This is a genomic window from Westiellopsis prolifica IICB1 (assembly GCF_004323185.1).
Classification (GTDB): domain Bacteria; phylum Cyanobacteriota; class Cyanobacteriia; order Cyanobacteriales; family Nostocaceae; genus Pelatocladus; species Pelatocladus prolificus_A.
In genome coordinates, this window is the sequence record NZ_NAPS01000003.1 from 92782 (window position 1) to 109830 (window position 17049).

Here is a 17049-nt window from a genome sequence, read left to right on the forward strand (position 1 = left end):
TAGGTAGCCAGCGAGTTACCAGTATTGGGGTAAGGGATCTCCAAAAAATAAAATATCCAGCCCTATCAAATATATTTTGGCTCAACCCAAGAATTGGTGAGCGTTCCGCCTGAAGGGCGGAACGCGAGGGCTGGATATTTTATTAATTGGAAAGGCCTAAGATCACCGAAGCTGACGTTTGCTGCCACATAACGGCTAAAACCTTTACTGTGCAAGAAATTTGAAAATAAAAATGCAGTTGCTCACCAAAAATTCGTATGTAGTACGCTACTGCTGTGCCAATTGACCTTTACGTGGATTGGCAGTGCTTCCTTACTGCACTACTTTTTGGACATCAATAAACCATGAGATTGAGTGTTGCCATCTCGAACAATAACCCGAAATTCTTTTCAATTAATACGTATTTATAGTGTGTTTAAATTTACTTATCATTTTTGCTTATTAAAGCTTTGCATACGAATACTTGTATAAAAAATATAAAAAAACAATTAAAATCAATCTAATTGAGGGCATGTACTGATTTGGGACAAAGCTGAAGCCAGAATATACTGATTTTTTATATATAAAAAATTACAATCAACTTCTGCTCCCTGCCTCCTGTCTTCTGACTTGAAAGAGCAGGGGAAGCAGGGGGAGAAAAACACTTCATGCTTAGCGCTGAAACTTGTTTCATTGAACTGTCTAGCTAATAAGTGTCTATTGTCAAGCAAAATTTAACTAGTTAGAACTATCAGAATAATTCATAAGAGGGTAAGCTAACACTGAATACTGGATAAAACTACTTATAAAGATAGATGATACAACTTCGAGTTTAGAGTTACTCATGACAATCTATCCTTAAGTCATATCTTTCTTAATAAAAGGGTGAAGAGGTAGGATAGATGCATGGCAAGGGTTTGAGAGAAAAGGATAATGCTCCTGAAAATCTTGCGATTATTAGGCACCCGGATTTCTCACAAGCAGTAAAAAATTAATTTACACGACCTGATGTGAGGCATTTTTTTGATACATCATCAATTAAAATTTAGGCGCGGAGATGAATTAAGTATAAAACCGCAGTTATAAAGCTAAAATAGTTACTATTTTTTCTTGGTACTCAAATCAAAATGCTCTGTTCATAAAATGCTCGCATTCCAAAACAAGACTTGAATCAACCCAAGCCCAAAGTATGATTAATTAATTAGAAATAAGTAAAAGGCAATTTAACTTCAAACTAAGCAGTATTAGCGAGCATCATTAAACGGTTATAAGCAGTAGCAAAGATGTTTTTGTATGGGCAAGAACTAGTAATCGCAATCAAAATCCGACGTGTACTTAAAGTAATCAATGCTCCTAATACCAATTCTATATGAGGCTGCATAGAACTGTAGAATAAAGAACGTAAAAGAAAAAAGAACCAGAAGCGAACAATGGCACGCCCCTTTAACGTAGAAATAAGCGAGAGTACTGAGTATCTATCTAAAAGTCTTAAGAAAGCTCGCACAGCTTATGAAAAAGAGCGGTTGCTTCTTCTGTGGTGGCTCAAAACAGGACAAGTTTCACAGCACCAAGAATTGAGTCAAAGACTTGGCAGAGATGGCTCAACTGTAACACGGTGGTTACAAAGATATCGGCAAGGAGGACTAGAAAAACTGTTAGAGGTAAAAACTTCTCCAGGAGCGATCGCAAAAATTCAAGGAGAGGTGCTGCAAAGTCTTGTGGAGAAACTGCAATGTCCGCAGGGATTTAACAGCTATGGGGAAATCGTAGAGTGGCTAAAACACGAATGGAACGTAGAAGTCAAATATAAGACAGTTTATCGTGTAGTACGCTATCAGCTTCAAGCGAAACTTAAAATCCCTCGACCCGTGAGCAAACAACAGGATGAAAAAGCTGTGAATCTTTTTAAAAAAACATTCCCCACGCCTTTGTCACCCTGCAAAACCTCTTAGGTCAAGGAAAGCGACTGCGTTACTTGTGCCAAGATGAGACCAGGCTAGGGTTGAAAACGGAAACTGGGCGAGTGATCACTGCTCGTGGTACCAAACCCATAGCTAGCGTACAGTGGCCAAGAGAGGCATTCTGGCTGTATGGAGTCGTTGAACCATTAACAGGATGGCATTTTTGTCAGGAATATCCTCATCTGGACAGTGAGAATTTTCAGAAATTCTTGGATATCCTATCCCAAGAACTGGGTGATGATATGGCACTGATGCAAATGGATCAACCATCTGCACATCAAGCCTTGGCACTGTCTTGGCCAGAAAATCTCATCCCTATCTTTCAACCTGCTCATAGCCCTCAACTCAACCCAATTGAGCGATTATGGCAGTTTATTAAACGCCAGTTCAAGGGGGAAAACTTTTCTAATTTACAACAACTGCGCCAACGAATTCAACACGAATTAGCTCAAATATCTTCTGAGTTAATCTCCTCTTTGACAAGTTATGATTTCATCCTCGAAGCTCTCTTTCATGAAGCTTTATTCTATGCATCTTCATAGAGAATTGGTATAAACAATTAAGAACTTCGTCAAGCGTCTCTGAGTCTGTAAGAGATGGATTATCTCGTAAAACAGTCAATTTTTTTCACCACATTTTGATTCACAACTCTAAATCATTTCATTTTTTAGCTCGTAGTCAATTATAACTTTTTATTATGTATTTTCCCTGAAAGTGTGCTGCATCTCACCAGCGATCATCCTTTCGGGAAAAGTTTGTGATCTACTGATAGTGGTAGACGAAAGTTGGTAGTGCTTCTTTCATCTTGCAATCAAGGGAGCCTGTTTTAACCGCAGGCATCCCTTCATTTTTTTTTACAGCTTTTTTGGCACCGCGACCGCGTCGCGGTCGCGTGCTTTAGTCTACTCTAAAAATAAATTTTCATCGGTGGTGCTGAACTACAAGTTCATGACCCACTAAACTCCAGAAATTAGATGGCGCACATAAATGAGAATTTATCACGTTTTATGATATTAATATGAAAGTGTCTCGCGTTTGCTCTTAACCATTTCATGTCTTCCAAGATTCATCATCCTGAAACGCTCCGTCGATTACCGCAGCAAACCCGCAGTCGCCAACGGGTTAATCAAATCTTGGATGTTGCTGCTCAATTATTAGAACAAGTAGGTTATAAAGCGATTTCAACCGAGATGATTGCCAAGCAGGCTAATATCTCCATTGGTTCTCTCTACCGTTTTTTTCCTGATAAAGAGGCTATTGTTCATGCCCTGTCAGAGCGATATGCCACAGCAATGCGAGAGTTATTTGCGGCTAGGTTTAATCCATCAACGGTTAATTATCCCTTAGCAATATTGTTAAGCGAGGCAATTGAAGACTTTGATAAATTTTATACTACTCAACCGGGTTGTCGAGTGACGATGCTGCGCTCGCGAATATCTGCTGAATTACAAGCAGTAAATCAGAGGGTTGATCATGAAATTGTTGAGCTATTAGATAATTTCTTTGCTTTACGGCAACCGCAAATTAGTCCACAACAACGGCATTTAGTAGCTTTAGTCAGTGTAGAAATTGCCGGGGCGCTTCAGTTATTATCTCTGGCTCAAGAAGATAACTTACGAAGACAACTAGTAGCACAAACTAAACAAGTTTTGATTGGTTATCTTCAACCACTGTTTCCTGATAGATAGTACCGATTGCTCAAATAAATGAGGAGTTTATTTATGTCTAGACAAATTGCGATTATCGGAGCCGGTCCTGGTAGTCTTGCCACAGCGATCCGTCTTGCTGGACTTGGGTATCAAGTGCAAATATTTGAAGCGGCTGAACGTGTTGGTGGAAGAATGCGCGGTTTTGAAGTTGATTCCTACGCCTTTGATACTGGCCCCACTATTCTCCAACTACCACACTTATATAAAGAGCTTTTTGAGGAAGCTGGTTTAGATTTTGCCGACTATGTTCAACTTAAACGTTTAGAACCATATACACGTTTGAAATTTTGGGATGGTACTCAACTGGATATTACTTCGGATCTACAGTCATTCAAAACCCAACTGGCAAGCTTCCGCTCCGATTTACCACTAGCATTTGATCGCTGGTATAGTGAGCATATCCGTAAATATGAGTTAGGTTACAAACCCTATTTAGCCAGCCCTGTACGCTCTATTTTCGGTTATTTGCGCCCAGATGAACTGATGCGGTTTTTGTCTTTTCGTCCTTGGGAAACTTTATATCAACACTTTTGGCGATTTTTTCAGGATGAGCGCTTAGTCTATGCTCTGAGCTATCCGTCAAAATATTTGGGAATGCACCCGAGTGTGGCATCCAGTGTCTTTAGCCTGATTCCATTCTTAGAATTTTCTCAAGGAGTATGGCATCCAGTCGGTGGATTTCGTGCATTAGCTCAGGGTTTGGCTAATGCCGCTCAAGACTTAGGGGTGAAAATTCATCTGCATTCGCCTGTTCACCAAATCTGTATTGAACAAGAGCAAGTTCGTGGTTTGGAACTGGCTGATGGTTCTCGCCATCAGTTTGATGCAGTGGTGATTAATGCTGACTTTGCCTATGCTGTTCGTCATTTGTTACCAACTTCAGCACGCGGTCGCTACACTGACAACAAGCTTGGGCAAATGCAATTTTCATGCTCTACGTTCATGCTTTATTTGGGCATCAATCGCCGCTACGAAGATTTACCTCATCATCAAATCTATTTATCAGACAATATTCGTCGGCTTGAACGTCCTTGGGTTGATGATTCAGCACTAGATGAAACTGATCCACCATTTTATGTCTGCAATCCTACAATTATCGATCCGGGTAATGCACCCGCCGGTCACAGCACTTTATTTGTTTTAGTACCAATTCCCAACACTTCTTATGCTGTTGACTGGGATATTAAACAAAAAAGCTATACAGATTTTATTCTTAAACGTTTACATTTGCTGGGATATCACAATATCGAACAACACATTGTTACCCAAAGGTGTTACACAGCACAAACTTGGCTTGATGATTATCGCGTTCATTTGGGCGCTGTGTTTAATCTCAGCCACAATTTGACTCAGCTTGGGCCGTTTCGTCCACCCATTCGTTCGGAAAATATTGCCGGACTGTACTGGATTGGTGGTGCTGTTCACCCTGGTAGTGGTTTACTCACTATTTTGGAAGCATCTCGTAGCGCTGCTGGATTTATTCATCAAGATTTTGCTTGAACTGAGTCTTAAGTAGGAAGACAGAAATAATTACACGGCAGGCTTATAGAAACCATTTGACATCTTAAGAAGAAACTGCAAGCCGCTTGAGCATCAGTCTGACAAAGCAGAGGTTGATCTTGGTCGTCGCATGAGACAACGTTCGCTCAAAGTTCTTCACTAAACTCTTACACCGCTCCATCCAAGCATTTGATCGTTCAATTACCCAACGAGCAACTGCTGGTACAAATCCAAATTTGCCTTGTGCCAGTTTCTCCTGTTTAGAGGGCTTTTTTGAAAGCTCAAACCGGATCTTGGTCATAATTTGGGGATACACCTTCTCTAATTGCTCAATCAAGTAGTCGATATGATAACCATGGTCAAGAAGAATGGTAATCTTGGGAATATTGACTGGTTTCGACTTAAAGTAGTCGATGTTGAGTGTTAACATCTCAATCAATCCGGCATCATCTGAAATGTTGGCTTTGGTGCAATGGGTAAAGAAAGGAAACCCCAGGGTATCAACGGCAAGATGCCTTTTAATTCCATTGGTTGATTTGTAAAAACAAAAGCCCTTGGAGTCCACACTCGCATTGCAGGTATTCTTGACTGCTTGAGAGTCAATGATGATCAACGTTGTCCACCTCGGTTTTTTTTTATCTGTTCTCTCACCTGTTCATGTAGCGTGTTCATCAGTGTTTCAAACACACCTGCTGCTCTCCACTGCTTGTAGTGCCAATAGACGGTTGAATAAGGGATCTCCAAGAAATAAAATGTCGGTGCCCTATCAAATATATTGTGGCGAGCGTCCAAGGACTGGTAAGCGTTCCCACCTGGGTGGGAACGCAGGGCTGAACATTTTATTTTTTGGAAAGGCCTAAGGAGGAAAGTTTTTGGGCAAATCACACCAGTTGCACCCATTCTTGAGTTGATAGAGGATGCCATTGAGAATTTCTCGCTTTGTCCAATTAGACGGTCTTGTTCGTTTCTTTTTGGGTAACCTCTGGAGCAACAGGGGTTCAAGAATTGCCCATTCTTTGTCTGTGAGGTCACTAGAATATGCCATGAGCATTGGATTCAAGGGGCGTGAGTACTTTAATCCAGAAATGTAAAGATGTCAAATGGGTTCTATAGTGGAGGAGTCCATGAAATTGAGATCCAACGAATCAAACCTGATCCTGAGCAACCAAGACAAACATTTCCTCTCTACCAACTCCAAGAACGTGCTGAGAGTCTCCGGCGTCATGGGCAGAAAACCCCGATTGTGCTGATTCCCCAACCCCAGTCAGAATATATCCTGTTTGATGGAGAACTGAGGTTTGGACTTTGGACAAGAAGGATGGTTCGCGTAAATTATTTGCGAACCAAAAACTAGGCATCAAAAATTACTCCAGTTATTTTTCAAACGGAGTCAAACTGAGTTAAACGCCCAAAGCCTAAGAAAATTTACGCAGCTTTTGGTTTATTAGGTTTTGATTTTGACGGCTTCTTGACAACAGGATGCTGAGACCGTTTTGGTTGAGTTTGACCAGTCACCCTCCCAAGTGAATTTCCTCGGGGTTTGGGAGAATGTCCGGGTTTACCAATCTCAGAAATAATTCTTTGAAAATCGCGTTGCACGGTACTGGGAGTCATGATTGTATCATGTTGAGGTTTTAAATAACGCTCCCAGGGTCTAGGTAAATGGGAAGCTAAATCTTTTGCTGCCCACAGTTGTGCATAACCCTGTTCTGTCACTTTGGGAAAAGCCAATGCCTGAAAGCCTTTGAGAGCTTTACTTTTCAGTTTTTGGCTATAAATTTTAGTTTATGTTAGAAAATAAAAGCTCAAAACTTTATCAAATCAAAGTTTCAGAGTTTCGCTCCGATTATTGTTTTCCGCAAGTGACACAAGAGGGATAAGCGAGCATTACTAAGCGTATCCAATTTTCTTCGTGTTCGACCTTTGGAGTTTGAAACTCCGTCATCAACAAACGCTGCTTGCTAAATCGTAGCAAGTGTTCAATATCGTAGCGTTGCCTGTAGCTATTGTCAGTAGATCACAAACTTTTCCCGAAAGGATGATCGCTGGTGAGATGCAGCACACTTTCAGGGAAAATACATAATAAAAAGTTATAGTTGACTACGAGCTAAAAAATGAAATGATTTAGAGTTGTGAATCAAAATGTGGTGAAAAAAATTGACTGTTTTACGAGATAATCCATCTCTTACAGACTCAGAGACGCTTGACGAAGTTCTTAATTGTTTAGTAKAAAATATATCGATTGATACCCAAGGTGCCTGTGACGAAAAAACATTATTTGAGATTTTAATTAAAGCAGCTAGTAGTGGAGATAGTATTGAGAACACATCGAAAATATTAGATAATATTCCCTCTGGGAATGATGTTAGATATCATTTGGACAAAATCAATAATTTTGAAGAATTAGAATTACAAATTAATCAGGCTCTGTTAAGTCGTATTCCTGCAAGAATCAAAAATGGAAGTCATTCTATTGCTATAGATTTAAACCTAATTCCTTATTATGGAAAGCCTAGTCCTGAAGAATTACCTTATATATATAGAAGCCAAGCAAAGTCTGGTACTTGTTCATTTTATGCATATGCAACTTTATATGTAATTACCAAAAACAAGCGCATCACTTTGGCAGTAAGAGGCGTACGCTGCTTTGATACTAATGTAGCAATTATTACATATTTACTCGCCGAACTAGAACCTCTAAAAATTCAAATCAAGAAATTATTGCTTGATAGAGGCTTTTTCAGCCTTTCGGTTATTCGTTGGTTGCAAGCTCTAAATATACCTTTTATTATGCCAGCAATACGCAGGGGTAAGCAAAAAGGCATCAAACAATTTCTTAAAGGTAAAAAAAGTTATAAAACCCATTATACGATGACCAAGGGTAAAGATGATTCAGTAACTTTTAACTTATGGATAGTCTGTAAATATAGAAAAGGTAAGCGAGGTAAACATGGAGTTGAGTATTTCGCTTATGTTATTTATCAAGTAAAAACTAGTTTATCTTACATACATCAACACTATCGAAAAAGATTTGGAATTGAAAGCAGTTATCGGTTAAAAAATTTATGTCGAATTAGAACCACTAATAAAAAACCAGCGCTTCGATTATTATTCGTTGGCATTTCTTTCCTTTTAGTTAATATTTGGGTTTATCTTCTCTGGTTAAAAATTAGCCTGAATAGAAGAGGTGGAAGGCTCGTTTATCATCAATTATTTGGTCTGAAGCAGATGTTAGCATTCTTGCGTCAAGCTGTTGAACGAAAATATCAAGTTATTCAAGCTGTTTATCTTCCGTCTAGTTAATATGCTGAAAACAAAACTGTCAACCATTTATAAATGTAACTTATTAATTACTGCACTGTTTTTATAAATATGACAACAAAAAGTATCCTATCTTACAAAAATCCGCAGCGATCGCCCTTTCGGGAAAAGTTTGTGATCTACTGATTGTAGGCGACAGTAGGTGAGATTTCCTTTCTCCAGATAAGGGAACTGCCCAAGCTGCATGACCCGATGCCTCTTTCTCTGGTAGGATTGAAAGTAGCGAGTAAGAATGACCAATATTAATAGGTTTGTTACCTTTTATTGTATTTGGCTGGTAAATATATCCACGTTCTGCTAAAGTTTTAGCGTAAGGACGCGGATGTGGTGTTGTATCAGTTGCGAATAAGTAAAAAGGGCGTTGTTGTGGTTGGTCAATTAACTCAGACACTACCCTAATTAAGTTGTTTGGTTTTTCAACTTCAACTTCAAATTCAACTTTATTGTTCGTCTCCTGATTAGTTGTATTAAATGATGCTTTTATTGCTTTATAAATAGAGTTATAGCTTCTCGCAAACAAAGGACTTAAAGATAACTCCACAATTGAATTGGCTTCCGTATTACCCGCTAGAGCATCTAACAAATCCATACAGGCATCGCTACATGAAGAAAAACAGTTGTAAAGTTTTTGTCGAAAATCCTGGAATTGCGCTATTAATTGATTGTGATTTAATTGAGGCATAGCCATCAGTATTTCCCCAAGAACGCTTTGTCGTTGATATTACTATGCCTTGGGGGACTGGTAGCTATCCTTTTTTTATACCTGTGTTGAGTTCGCGTAGAATTGACGCGAACTCATTCTTTTTTGTCCAAAGTCCAATAAATTAGTCATGGGTTGAACCTGGAGTTACATTTAGGTTTACGTCAGATAGCTATTAGTGCAGAAGGCGATCGCCCCCATTTCAAAAGAGCGATCGCCGAACCGACTAAACGTGCCTAGTCAAGAGCCAGGGCGGCAGCTGCCAACTTCTCCAGGTCAAGGTACTGAGTTTGTTCAACGGTGACACCGACGAAGTCGATCATCCCTCCCGTGAACTTGAACTCCCCAGACTGCTGGTATTCCTGACTGACCGCATCCCCGCTATCTCGTCCAATGCAGAGTCCATCCCCCGACAGTGTGAAATTACCAGGCTGCGTTTTCATCGACCCTTGCGCCACCACTTGATCGTTGATGTAGAGTTTGGTATTACCCAGAGATTCCTGGTACTGTCCTTCGCCCTCGCGGGTGAACTCCATGCCCAGCGTGTATCTTCCAGGGCTGAGTTCCTGCGGCGAAATAAACTGCTGTTCCGGTTTGATGCCGAGGAAGTTGTACACGTAGTACAGCTTGCGGTTCTTAATGAACAGCGAGTGACCGCCAAAGCGCGATCCGTGGGCAAAAATGACACCTGAGCAGTTGGGGTCGGCGATCTCGACATTTGCTAGAATTTTGTACGAGCGACCGAGTGTATTGACAGCAACCCCTTCCGGCACGGGGGACGTACCTGGATAGTAGATGTAGTGATCGCGGGGTGGTTCGTCGGAGGGCCGTTCAACAGTCAACAATTCCCTGGCAGAGCGATCGTCTAGCGGCAATACCAGGTTCTTGTCTGCCTCTTCAAACCATGCCTGAATCAAGGCTTGCAGTTTTTCAGGATGCTCGTTCGCCAGGTTCTTAGACTCGGAGCGATCCTCATCCACATGGTAAAGCTCCCACTGATCCTGATCGAAGTGACCTTTGCTAACCAGGGGAGCATGGAGAGCCGCTGCTTTCCAGCCATTCTCCCAAATGCCGCGCGTACCAAGCATGGCGTAATACTGCCGCTGCTTCTGGGTGGGTGCGTTGGGTGCAGCATCAAAGGTGTATCGCATGGAAACCCCAGAGAGGGGGTATTGCTCTATACCGCGATAGACTTTGGGCATTTCCAGTCCACAGACATCCAAAATCGTCGGTACAATATCGGTGGAATGGTGATATTGATGCCGTACCTCTCCCCGTGCTTTGATACCTTTGGGCCACGAGATCACCAATGGGTCGCAGGTGCCACCCGCATATTGCGAGTATCGCTTGAACATCTGGAAGGGAGTTGAGAATGCCGCTGCCCAGCCCGTGGAATAGTGGTTGTAGGTTTCTGGACTCCCCAGTACGTCCAGGTATTTCATGTTCTCAGACAAATCGTCCGGGTAGTTGTTGAAGAATTTGTTCTCGTTGACCGAGCCACTAGGGCTACCTTCCCCCGATGCCCCATTATCGGCGCAGTAGAAGATTATAGTATTGTCGATCTGACCGCTTTGCTCCAGGTAATCGATGATGCGACCAATCTGTGCATCGGTGTACTCTGAGAATCCAGCAAAGACCTCCGCCATCCGCGAAAACAGCTTTTTCTCATCGGCACTGAGGGAATCCCAGGGGCGCACGGCATCGGTTGGGTTTGCCACATCTTCGGGGAGTGGGTTGAATGGGGTCAGTTGTGTGCCTTCCGGCAAAATGCCCTTCTCAATCATGCGTGGTAGTACCCATTCCCGGTAAGCTTCGTAACCGTCGTCGAACATGCCCTTATATTTGTCGATGTATTCTTGGGGGCAATGGTGCGGTGCATGGTTCGCACCCGGACAGAACCACATAAACCAGGGGCGCGATGGGTTGCTGGCTTTCTGATCGTGGATCATGCCAATGGCTTTGTCCGCCAGGTCTTTCGAGAGGTGATAGCCTTCCTCTGGGCTATAGGGCTGGTCGATGAAGTGATTATCCTCTACCAGGTCGGGATACCACTGGTTGGTTTCGGCACCCAAAAAGCCATAGAAGCGATCAAACCCCATCTGAAGCGGCCAGTGCTTACGGCTGGCACCGGGAGCGATATCTTGTTGAGGAACGAGGTGTTCCTTGCCCAGCCAGAAGGTACTCCAGCCCGCATCTTGCAGGATATGCGTCATCGGGGCGCATTCATCCGGAATTCGTCCACTCCATCCGGGAAATCCCTGTGCCCCCTCGGTAATGCAAGACATACTGTTGAGGTGGTGGTTGCGTCCAGTCAAGAAAGTGGAACGGGTGGGTGAACACAGGGCGGTTGTATGCCATTGCGAGTAGATCAAACCCCGGTCAGTCAGCTTCTGCAAGGTTGGCATATTGACCCGACCTCCAAACGGCGACCAGGTGGCAAGACCCGTATCATCGTACAAAATGATCAGAATATTAGGTGCCCCTTCAGGTGCTTTAGGAGGGGTGTACGGTTCCCAATCTGGAACAGAATCACGGACATCAAGCTTGATCGTACCCTTGAAAGGTTTGGTAGCCATAGTTTAAATTTCCTTATTTTCAAGAAAGGTTGAAATTCAAGTGGAGGCGTAGAGGACATAGCTTGAAAAGGTACTCGTTGCTGATGTTCAAGCTAGTTGGGAAACTCTGCGATTAAATAGCTGACAAGCTGCAATTTAAGCTTTTCTTTGCTTATAAATTTTTTAGCGTCTCACGATTAACCGAAAACCCACATGTCCTGTGCTGGTGTCGATCGGTTGAGCAATCCGCGCTGCCGGACGATAGCGCAGGCAGTAATTGGGCGCACAGAGATAGGAACCGCCTTTGAGGACTTTGCGCGGAATCCTAATCTCTAGCAGGTTGGGGTCATAGCTTTGTTCCATTGCCCTACCCTTCGGGTTCACACTACCGCAACACGCTTCAGGTAAATGGCGATCGCCATACCAATCTGCTGTCCATTCCCAGACGTTGCCCGCCATTTCGTATAGCCCATAGCCGTTAGGCGGAAATGACCCCACCGGGGCACTTCGTTCATAGCCATCGGTGAGCAGATTTTGAACAGGGAACTCACCTTGCCAAGTATTCGCCATCATCTTCCCGTTAGGTGCAAATTCATTCCCCCAAACGTATTCTGCTCCGTCGAGTCCACCCCGCGCGGCAAATTCCCATTCCGCTTCCGTTGGTATTTCCTTACCAATCCACTTCGCATACGCTTCCACGTCTTCGTAGGCGACATGAACGACTGGATGCTTCTCGCGTCCTTTGATCGAACTGCTTGGCCCTTCCGGGTGTCGCCAATTTGCCCCAGCAACATACTGCCACCAGTTGCAAATGTTCTGCATATTGACGGGATGGAGCGGTTTCTGAAACACGATCGAGGAGGGTACTAGCATTGCTGGATCGGCACCCGGATAGTCTTCTGCTTTCGGTGCCCGTTCAGCAAAAGTGACATAACCAGTGGCTTTGACAAACTTTTGAAACTGCTCGTTGGTGACGGTGTACTTGTCCATCCAAAAGCCGTCTACGGTGACGCAATGAGCAGGCCCTTCTTCGGGGTAGTGGTGGTCAGACCCCATTTGAAACGATCCGCCTGGTATCCAGACCATATCTTTTGTCGGGGGACGACAGGGGGACTTGGGCTTGCGGCTAGATTTGGGGGTTATGCTAGTCATAATAGGTTTCGGGTTGTTGAGTTACTTAGGAGCAGGTAATGGGTGATGGAAAAGTATTACTTCCTCACTCAAGTTGTGGCAAGCACTTGGGCAACGACAGCAACGAGCGTGGTGACACCCACCAGAAGTAGCAGCGTGGCGACTGTCAGGGGCCTTTCCAAATAATAAAATGCCCAGCCGTCGAGGCGCGCCCTTCAGGCGAAAGCGCCTAAATACTTGGGAAGGCGCCAAAATATATTTAATACGGCGCTTGCTTTTATTACTTGGAGATCCCAGGACTGGAGGAAAGCCCGGTCGATCTCTTATGCCAGCAATATCTCGAAATTCTTCACTCCATAGATAGCGCAACATACTGCGATATTCACGGACGGCAATGAATAGAGCAAGAGTCCCAGCGGCGAGCAATCCAATACTGATAATGCGAGAGGGAACTCGATTGATCGGGTTATTTGCATTCTGTTGCTTATACTGTTCAAAAAACTGAAAAATCGTGAATCCAAACCCGATCATCGCTGTACTAGTACGAATCCAGGACATCAATGTCCGCTCGGTGCTGAGACGAGTGCGAATCCAGGAGAAATGCGATTCGCGTTCAGGCAGAACACTAGGTTTGACTCTGGGATTTTGGGGATCAGGAGGTAAACTCACGGTGGCATTATTTAAGATTTTCGTTAAATTCTTGATTCTAGACAATGGAATTTTCAGGAGTCGTTTCTGGTTTAGTTGTTAATATCCTTTTTTCTTCTAATTCCGATTCCGTTTCTAGCTCCTTACCCAGGAAATAGTTGAGGAAGGTTCGTATTACAGCAATTAACGCTAACTTGCTTAGTTCTTCTAAAGTAGGCGCGATCGTAGTTGCTAGAATATCAGCCCCTAGTTGAAACTCCAAGGCTAGAGCCAGCCAGATACCGAAGCGCAGCCGAACTTTGTTGAACGGAAAAGGAGCATTACGACGGCGACGGCGAGAAAGCACAACCGCCAACTGAATTGTTTTAATTAGTCCCGCAATCACACACAAGACTGAAATAGCTTCCAAAACAAACTCGGTGAATGTTACTAACCCTTCCAAATTAATTCTTAGCGGTTCAATCCATTCCATATCTTTCTATTCACTCGCGCATTCCTTGATTGATTCGCTGAAGATCCTGGTGCTGAGGACAGCCGATAGCAATACCCAAGTGCCAATGATGACAAAAGCAAGTCCCAGAGTGCGAGAGAGATTCAGAGGATTAATCTGATCGCCTATCGCCTTATGCACAGCCGCTACAGTTCGGTCAATGCTAAACCAAAAGCTAATCAACGATAGACTTGGGTGAATCCATGCCATTAAGGTGCATTCATCTGGGTCTCGGTTGCGCTCTTTCGCGAGTTTATTGAAGAAACTCAGATGATTTAGAGAGAATATAAGGAATCATCTACAGTGCCAAATTAAACGGCATTGAGATAAATTCCTATTGTCCAGCAAACTCTTTCTACTGCGGGATTGCAAAAATTTTTTCTACTGGCTGGCTATTATTTAGAGTACTCCAAGCAAGAAATAAATTATCCAAAACCTGGGATACTAAGACAAACAATTAACTTGCTATATTTGCTATATATTTGATATCTCCAGAATTTGTGATCTAATTAACTGATAACATTAAAAGCTTATTTTATATAAAGACAGCACAAAAACTCAAGGGAAGCGAGCGATGATAATTTATGACCGAAGTCGGTTTTGTAGGAAAAACAATTGCCCCAGCGATAACTGGAACCGTTTCCTTGGATTTGCTCACAAATTTCCAAAAATATTGAACAGTAATACAAAAGTTTACATTATTAGTTATGCTAACTCTAAAAAGCATAGAGTTGTCAACAAAATATTATCTTCTCAAATCAATGAGCATAACTGATTTTCTGAGTCAAAAATCAATTTTTCTTTATGTTTCTGGTTAAAACAACACCGTACAGTCATTAAAGTCATACTGCTTGCAATGACCATTACAGCTTGCAATCACTCTGCCAAATCACAACTACCATTGCAATATTGCTCGGTTAAGGGGAAATAGGAAGTGAAATAAAGAAAATAGTGTTCGCGTTAAATACACGTGAACAAAGCAACGATAAAATATCCTTTACAGCCCGCTTACTGAGCTATCTAAAAACTTGATTGTCAAGTAACAAAAATATATCTCATTGAACTATAAATTGAGAATGAAAATTGTAATCCAAAAAGATTATTTTTGTACATTTAAAATAAAGTCCTGAAGTTTGAGAATCGTGAAAGCCTTGAAATAGCGTAGTTATGATTTAGTTTAGAAACGGGATAAAGTCTTGAAGTTTGATACCGTATTTTTGACAAAATTTCACCTTATTTGTAGTGGCATTTTCCAGTGCTAACATGGCTCCCAGCCAACTGGGTCCTTCCAAGCTGACACTAAAACCTACAATCAAACGGCTGAAAACGTCAACAACCAGATAAACCACTGGGCGACCGATGAGCCGATTTCGGTCTAATGAACTAACTAAATAAATGTCCCCAATAGTAGCATCAATTTGATACAAGCTGCCCGGACAATTGGCAATGTTTGTCGTATTTCCCGTAACAGCACGATGACGAAGATTAAATCGATGTTCACCCCCACGAGATTTGAGTGTGCGGCACAGATCGCGGTCTTTTTTGTACCAGTAGTAGAATTGAGCGTAGGTTGGTAATTCCTCGGCAGGCGGTAAGATTGGCACTAATACACCGTCAATCGCTTCATATCCCTGATGAAAAAATTTTTCTAAGGTTAGTTGAAAACACTCCTTGAGTGTTCTCCCCTGACGAGTTTCATAAAAAAGCTGAATGCCTCGGCGAAAATATTCGCAATGATTAGTTGTGATAGATAACTAGTTACATAAATGATGAAGAATTCTCATAATAAATAACCAGTTCAGGAAAAATAACTAGTAAGGGGTCTCCAATAAATAAATCAGCCCAGCCCACCTTCGGAAGCCGCGTTGCGTCTACGTAAAAACGCCTTAAAGCGTTTTTGCTCCCCCTTGAAAAATATATAAATCCCACGAAATAGATTAATAACCCAAGTTGCGGGTTATCAAAATCCGGGTGCTTCTGATCCAGAAATTAGTGCGATCGCCAATGACAAATTGGCGGTTGCGCTACGCGCAACCACGATTTCGAGCAATCATTACAAGCAGTGTAATGAAGCGGTTTCAGGTATTAATAATTGCTTACTATAGAAATGCTTGTTTCAGGGTAAATGCAAAAATAAATGCTTCCAACTTAAGTATAAACCCTTGCCAAGTACATACGTGGATTGATTTTGGAAACACACAAGTGATGCTACTAAACACTGTTTCAATGTAATGCCTAATATGTTGCTTGATATACTGATTCCACGGTTCATCTTGACGCTTGGAATTTTTTTTCCTCATGACTTTCAAGGATATTTTGCTAGTTTCTTCGAGGTCATCTTCGGCAGTATAATCAGTGTATGCAGCATCAGTATATACTTCGCTGCCTGGTGGTAAATTTAACGGTAAGGCGTTCAATGCTCGCACATCAGAAGCACTACCAGGCATAAAAACAAATTCCACTGGAATACCACTGTACGTTCGCTCATTTTTAAAGGGTGAGAGGAATTAATGCCTTACTGTTAAAGGAAACAATACGATTTTGGATATCCTAAAAGCATCACCGTGTAATACATGGAAAAAGGAAAAAAGCCCTTTCCATGTATTACATGGAAGCTATGGCTCATTAACATCTCATCTGTAATACTGAATATTACACTTTAAACTTCACTAATTTGGGGTTAAACTTACGATGTAATACACGGAAGAGGCGAATGTTAAAGCGGGATATTCAAGGGAAGTTCGCCCTGAAAGACGATGATTATCGTCAAGTGCGCTCTTTAAGATTAACGGATGAAACCTGGAAGGCTTTGGGGATCGCTGCCGAATGCTTGGGTATGACTAGAGCTGATTACGTCGAACAGGTGATTAGAAGGAATGCTCATCCAAGTATTACACGGGAAAAAAAGTTGGCACATAAAGCCAAAACTAGTGTTGTTGAAGTTGCGACCATGCCTCTAAAGGTGGCAACACTCGAAAGTTTACGTAACCAAGTAATATTGGAGTTGAAGTTAGGTAAGCAATCACCGGGCTACAAAGCAGCACTCAAAGCCCTC

At 42.3% G+C, this 17049-nt stretch carries 17 protein-coding genes and 2 pseudogenes; 7 read left to right on the forward strand and 12 right to left on the reverse strand.

Annotated elements, in window-relative coordinates:
- Positions 1–1213: 1213 nt before the first annotated feature.
- Entirely contained in the window at positions 1214–1360 is a 147-nt protein-coding gene (locus tag B4U84_RS30870; protein WP_165490357.1) for a hypothetical protein, read from the reverse strand.
- A 49-nt stretch (positions 1361–1409) separates the two neighbouring features.
- On the opposite strand from B4U84_RS30870, the gene B4U84_RS26070 reads away from it, so the two are divergent.
- From B4U84_RS26070 to B4U84_RS26085, 4 genes are all read left to right on the forward strand, one after another.
- A complete protein-coding gene (locus B4U84_RS26070; protein WP_131121122.1) occupies positions 1410–1931 on the forward strand; it encodes a helix-turn-helix domain-containing protein in 522 nt (173 codons plus the stop codon).
- A gap of 14 nt (positions 1932–1945) precedes the next feature.
- Positions 1946–2482: an IS630 family transposase gene (locus B4U84_RS26075; protein ID WP_510650817.1), complete on the forward strand. Its 537-nt coding sequence runs from the start codon at positions 1946–1948 to the stop codon at positions 2480–2482.
- Between the two features lie 510 nt (positions 2483–2992).
- Positions 2993–3628 (forward strand): TetR/AcrR family transcriptional regulator, encoded by a 636-nt coding sequence (locus tag B4U84_RS26080; protein WP_131121124.1) that lies wholly within the window; start codon positions 2993–2995, stop codon positions 3626–3628.
- A gap of 33 nt (positions 3629–3661) precedes the next feature.
- Positions 3662–5149: a phytoene desaturase family protein gene (locus B4U84_RS26085; RefSeq protein WP_131121125.1), complete on the forward strand. Its 1488-nt coding sequence runs from the start codon at positions 3662–3664 to the stop codon at positions 5147–5149.
- Positions 5150–5213: 64 nt separating this feature from the next.
- On the opposite strand, the gene B4U84_RS26090 is transcribed toward B4U84_RS26085, so the two are convergent.
- Together B4U84_RS26090 and B4U84_RS26095 are read right to left on the reverse strand one after the other, a co-directional pair.
- Positions 5214–5762: a transposase gene (locus tag B4U84_RS26090; RefSeq protein ID WP_131121126.1), complete on the reverse strand. Its 549-nt coding sequence runs from the start codon at positions 5760–5762 to the stop codon at positions 5214–5216.
- Between the two features lie 243 nt (positions 5763–6005).
- Positions 6006–6200, reverse strand: coding sequence for a transposase (locus tag B4U84_RS26095; RefSeq protein ID WP_510650812.1), 195 nt, complete (start codon positions 6198–6200; stop codon positions 6006–6008).
- Positions 6201–6242: 42 nt separating this feature from the next.
- Between B4U84_RS26095 and B4U84_RS26100 the strand changes: the two genes are divergently transcribed.
- Complete coding sequence (locus tag B4U84_RS26100; RefSeq protein ID WP_131121127.1) at positions 6243–6503, forward strand: ParB N-terminal domain-containing protein; 261 nt, start codon at positions 6243–6245, stop codon at positions 6501–6503.
- 71 nt (positions 6504–6574) lie between these two features.
- Here the strand turns inward: B4U84_RS26100 and B4U84_RS26105 are convergent.
- A pseudogene (locus B4U84_RS26105) lies at positions 6575–6850 on the reverse strand (NF041680 family putative transposase); the annotation flags it as partial.
- A 456-nt stretch (positions 6851–7306) separates the two neighbouring features.
- On the opposite strand from B4U84_RS26105, the gene B4U84_RS26110 reads away from it, so the two are divergent.
- Positions 7307–8452 (forward strand): ISH3 family transposase, encoded by a 1146-nt coding sequence (locus tag B4U84_RS26110; protein WP_131121128.1) that lies wholly within the window; start codon positions 7307–7309, stop codon positions 8450–8452.
- Positions 8453–8513: 61 nt separating this feature from the next.
- Here B4U84_RS26110 and B4U84_RS26115 read toward each other — a convergent pair whose 3' ends face one another.
- The 8 genes and pseudogenes from B4U84_RS26115 to B4U84_RS26150 all read right to left on the reverse strand — a co-directional run.
- Complete coding sequence (locus tag B4U84_RS26115; protein WP_131121129.1) at positions 8514–9158, reverse strand: transposase; 645 nt, start codon at positions 9156–9158, stop codon at positions 8514–8516.
- 248 nt (positions 9159–9406) lie between these two features.
- Complete coding sequence (locus B4U84_RS26120; RefSeq protein WP_131121130.1) at positions 9407–11746, reverse strand: arylsulfatase; 2340 nt, start codon at positions 11744–11746, stop codon at positions 9407–9409.
- A 162-nt stretch (positions 11747–11908) separates the two neighbouring features.
- Positions 11909–12877 (reverse strand): formylglycine-generating enzyme family protein, encoded by a 969-nt coding sequence (locus tag B4U84_RS26125; protein ID WP_510650813.1) that lies wholly within the window; start codon positions 12875–12877, stop codon positions 11909–11911.
- 21 nt (positions 12878–12898) lie between these two features.
- Entirely contained in the window at positions 12899–13570 is a 672-nt protein-coding gene (locus B4U84_RS26130; protein WP_131121132.1) for a YidH family protein, read from the reverse strand.
- Positions 13563–13976 carry a DUF1622 domain-containing protein gene (locus tag B4U84_RS26135; protein WP_016863783.1) on the reverse strand — a complete coding sequence of 138 codons (414 nt, stop codon included), beginning with the start codon at positions 13974–13976 and terminating at the stop codon, positions 13563–13565. The genes B4U84_RS26130 and B4U84_RS26135 overlap by 8 nt, the downstream gene beginning before the upstream one ends.
- 6 nt (positions 13977–13982) lie before the next feature.
- The gene (locus B4U84_RS26140) at positions 13983–14204 is read right to left on the reverse strand and encodes a DUF202 domain-containing protein (RefSeq protein ID WP_063769348.1); all 222 of its coding nucleotides are present in this window, start codon (positions 14202–14204) and stop codon (positions 13983–13985) included.
- Between the two features lie 962 nt (positions 14205–15166).
- Complete coding sequence (locus tag B4U84_RS26145; RefSeq protein WP_510650818.1) at positions 15167–15742, reverse strand: TnsB C-terminal domain-containing protein; 576 nt, start codon at positions 15740–15742, stop codon at positions 15167–15169.
- Between the two features lie 351 nt (positions 15743–16093).
- Positions 16094–16474: pseudogene (locus B4U84_RS26150) on the reverse strand (transposase family protein); the annotation flags it as partial.
- A gap of 233 nt (positions 16475–16707) precedes the next feature.
- Between B4U84_RS26150 and B4U84_RS26155 the strand changes: the two are divergent.
- Positions 16708–17049: hypothetical protein (locus B4U84_RS26155; protein ID WP_131121307.1), on the forward strand; the 342-nt coding region annotated here is incomplete at its 3' end.

What these genes read in the sequence shown, in the direction of transcription:
- B4U84_RS30870 (WP_165490357.1), bottom strand. Translation starts at nt 1,360, where the DNA reads ATGCAGCCTCATATAGAATTGGTATTAGGAGCATTGATTACTTTAAGT.
- B4U84_RS26070 (WP_131121122.1), top strand. Translation starts at nt 1,410, where the DNA reads ATGGCACGCCCCTTTAACGTAGAAATAAGCGAGAGTACTGAGTATCTA.
- B4U84_RS26080 (WP_131121124.1), top strand. Translation starts at nt 2,993, where the DNA reads ATGTCTTCCAAGATTCATCATCCTGAAACGCTCCGTCGATTACCGCAG.
- B4U84_RS26085 (WP_131121125.1), top strand. Translation starts at nt 3,662, where the DNA reads ATGTCTAGACAAATTGCGATTATCGGAGCCGGTCCTGGTAGTCTTGCC.
- B4U84_RS26095 (WP_510650812.1), bottom strand. Translation starts at nt 6,200, where the DNA reads ATGCTCATGGCATATTCTAGTGACCTCACAGACAAAGAATGGGCAATT.
- B4U84_RS26100 (WP_131121127.1), top strand. Translation starts at nt 6,243, where the DNA reads ATGTCAAATGGGTTCTATAGTGGAGGAGTCCATGAAATTGAGATCCAA.
- B4U84_RS26115 (WP_131121129.1), bottom strand. Translation starts at nt 9,158, where the DNA reads ATGGCTATGCCTCAATTAAATCACAATCAATTAATAGCGCAATTCCAG.
- B4U84_RS26120 (WP_131121130.1), bottom strand. Translation starts at nt 11,746, where the DNA reads ATGGCTACCAAACCTTTCAAGGGTACGATCAAGCTTGATGTCCGTGAT.
- B4U84_RS26125 (WP_510650813.1), bottom strand. Translation starts at nt 12,877, where the DNA reads ATGACTAGCATAACCCCCAAATCTAGCCGCAAGCCCAAGTCCCCCTGT.
- B4U84_RS26135 (WP_016863783.1), bottom strand. Translation starts at nt 13,976, where the DNA reads ATGGAATGGATTGAACCGCTAAGAATTAATTTGGAAGGGTTAGTAACA.
- B4U84_RS26140 (WP_063769348.1), bottom strand. Translation starts at nt 14,204, where the DNA reads ATGGCATGGATTCACCCAAGTCTATCGTTGATTAGCTTTTGGTTTAGC.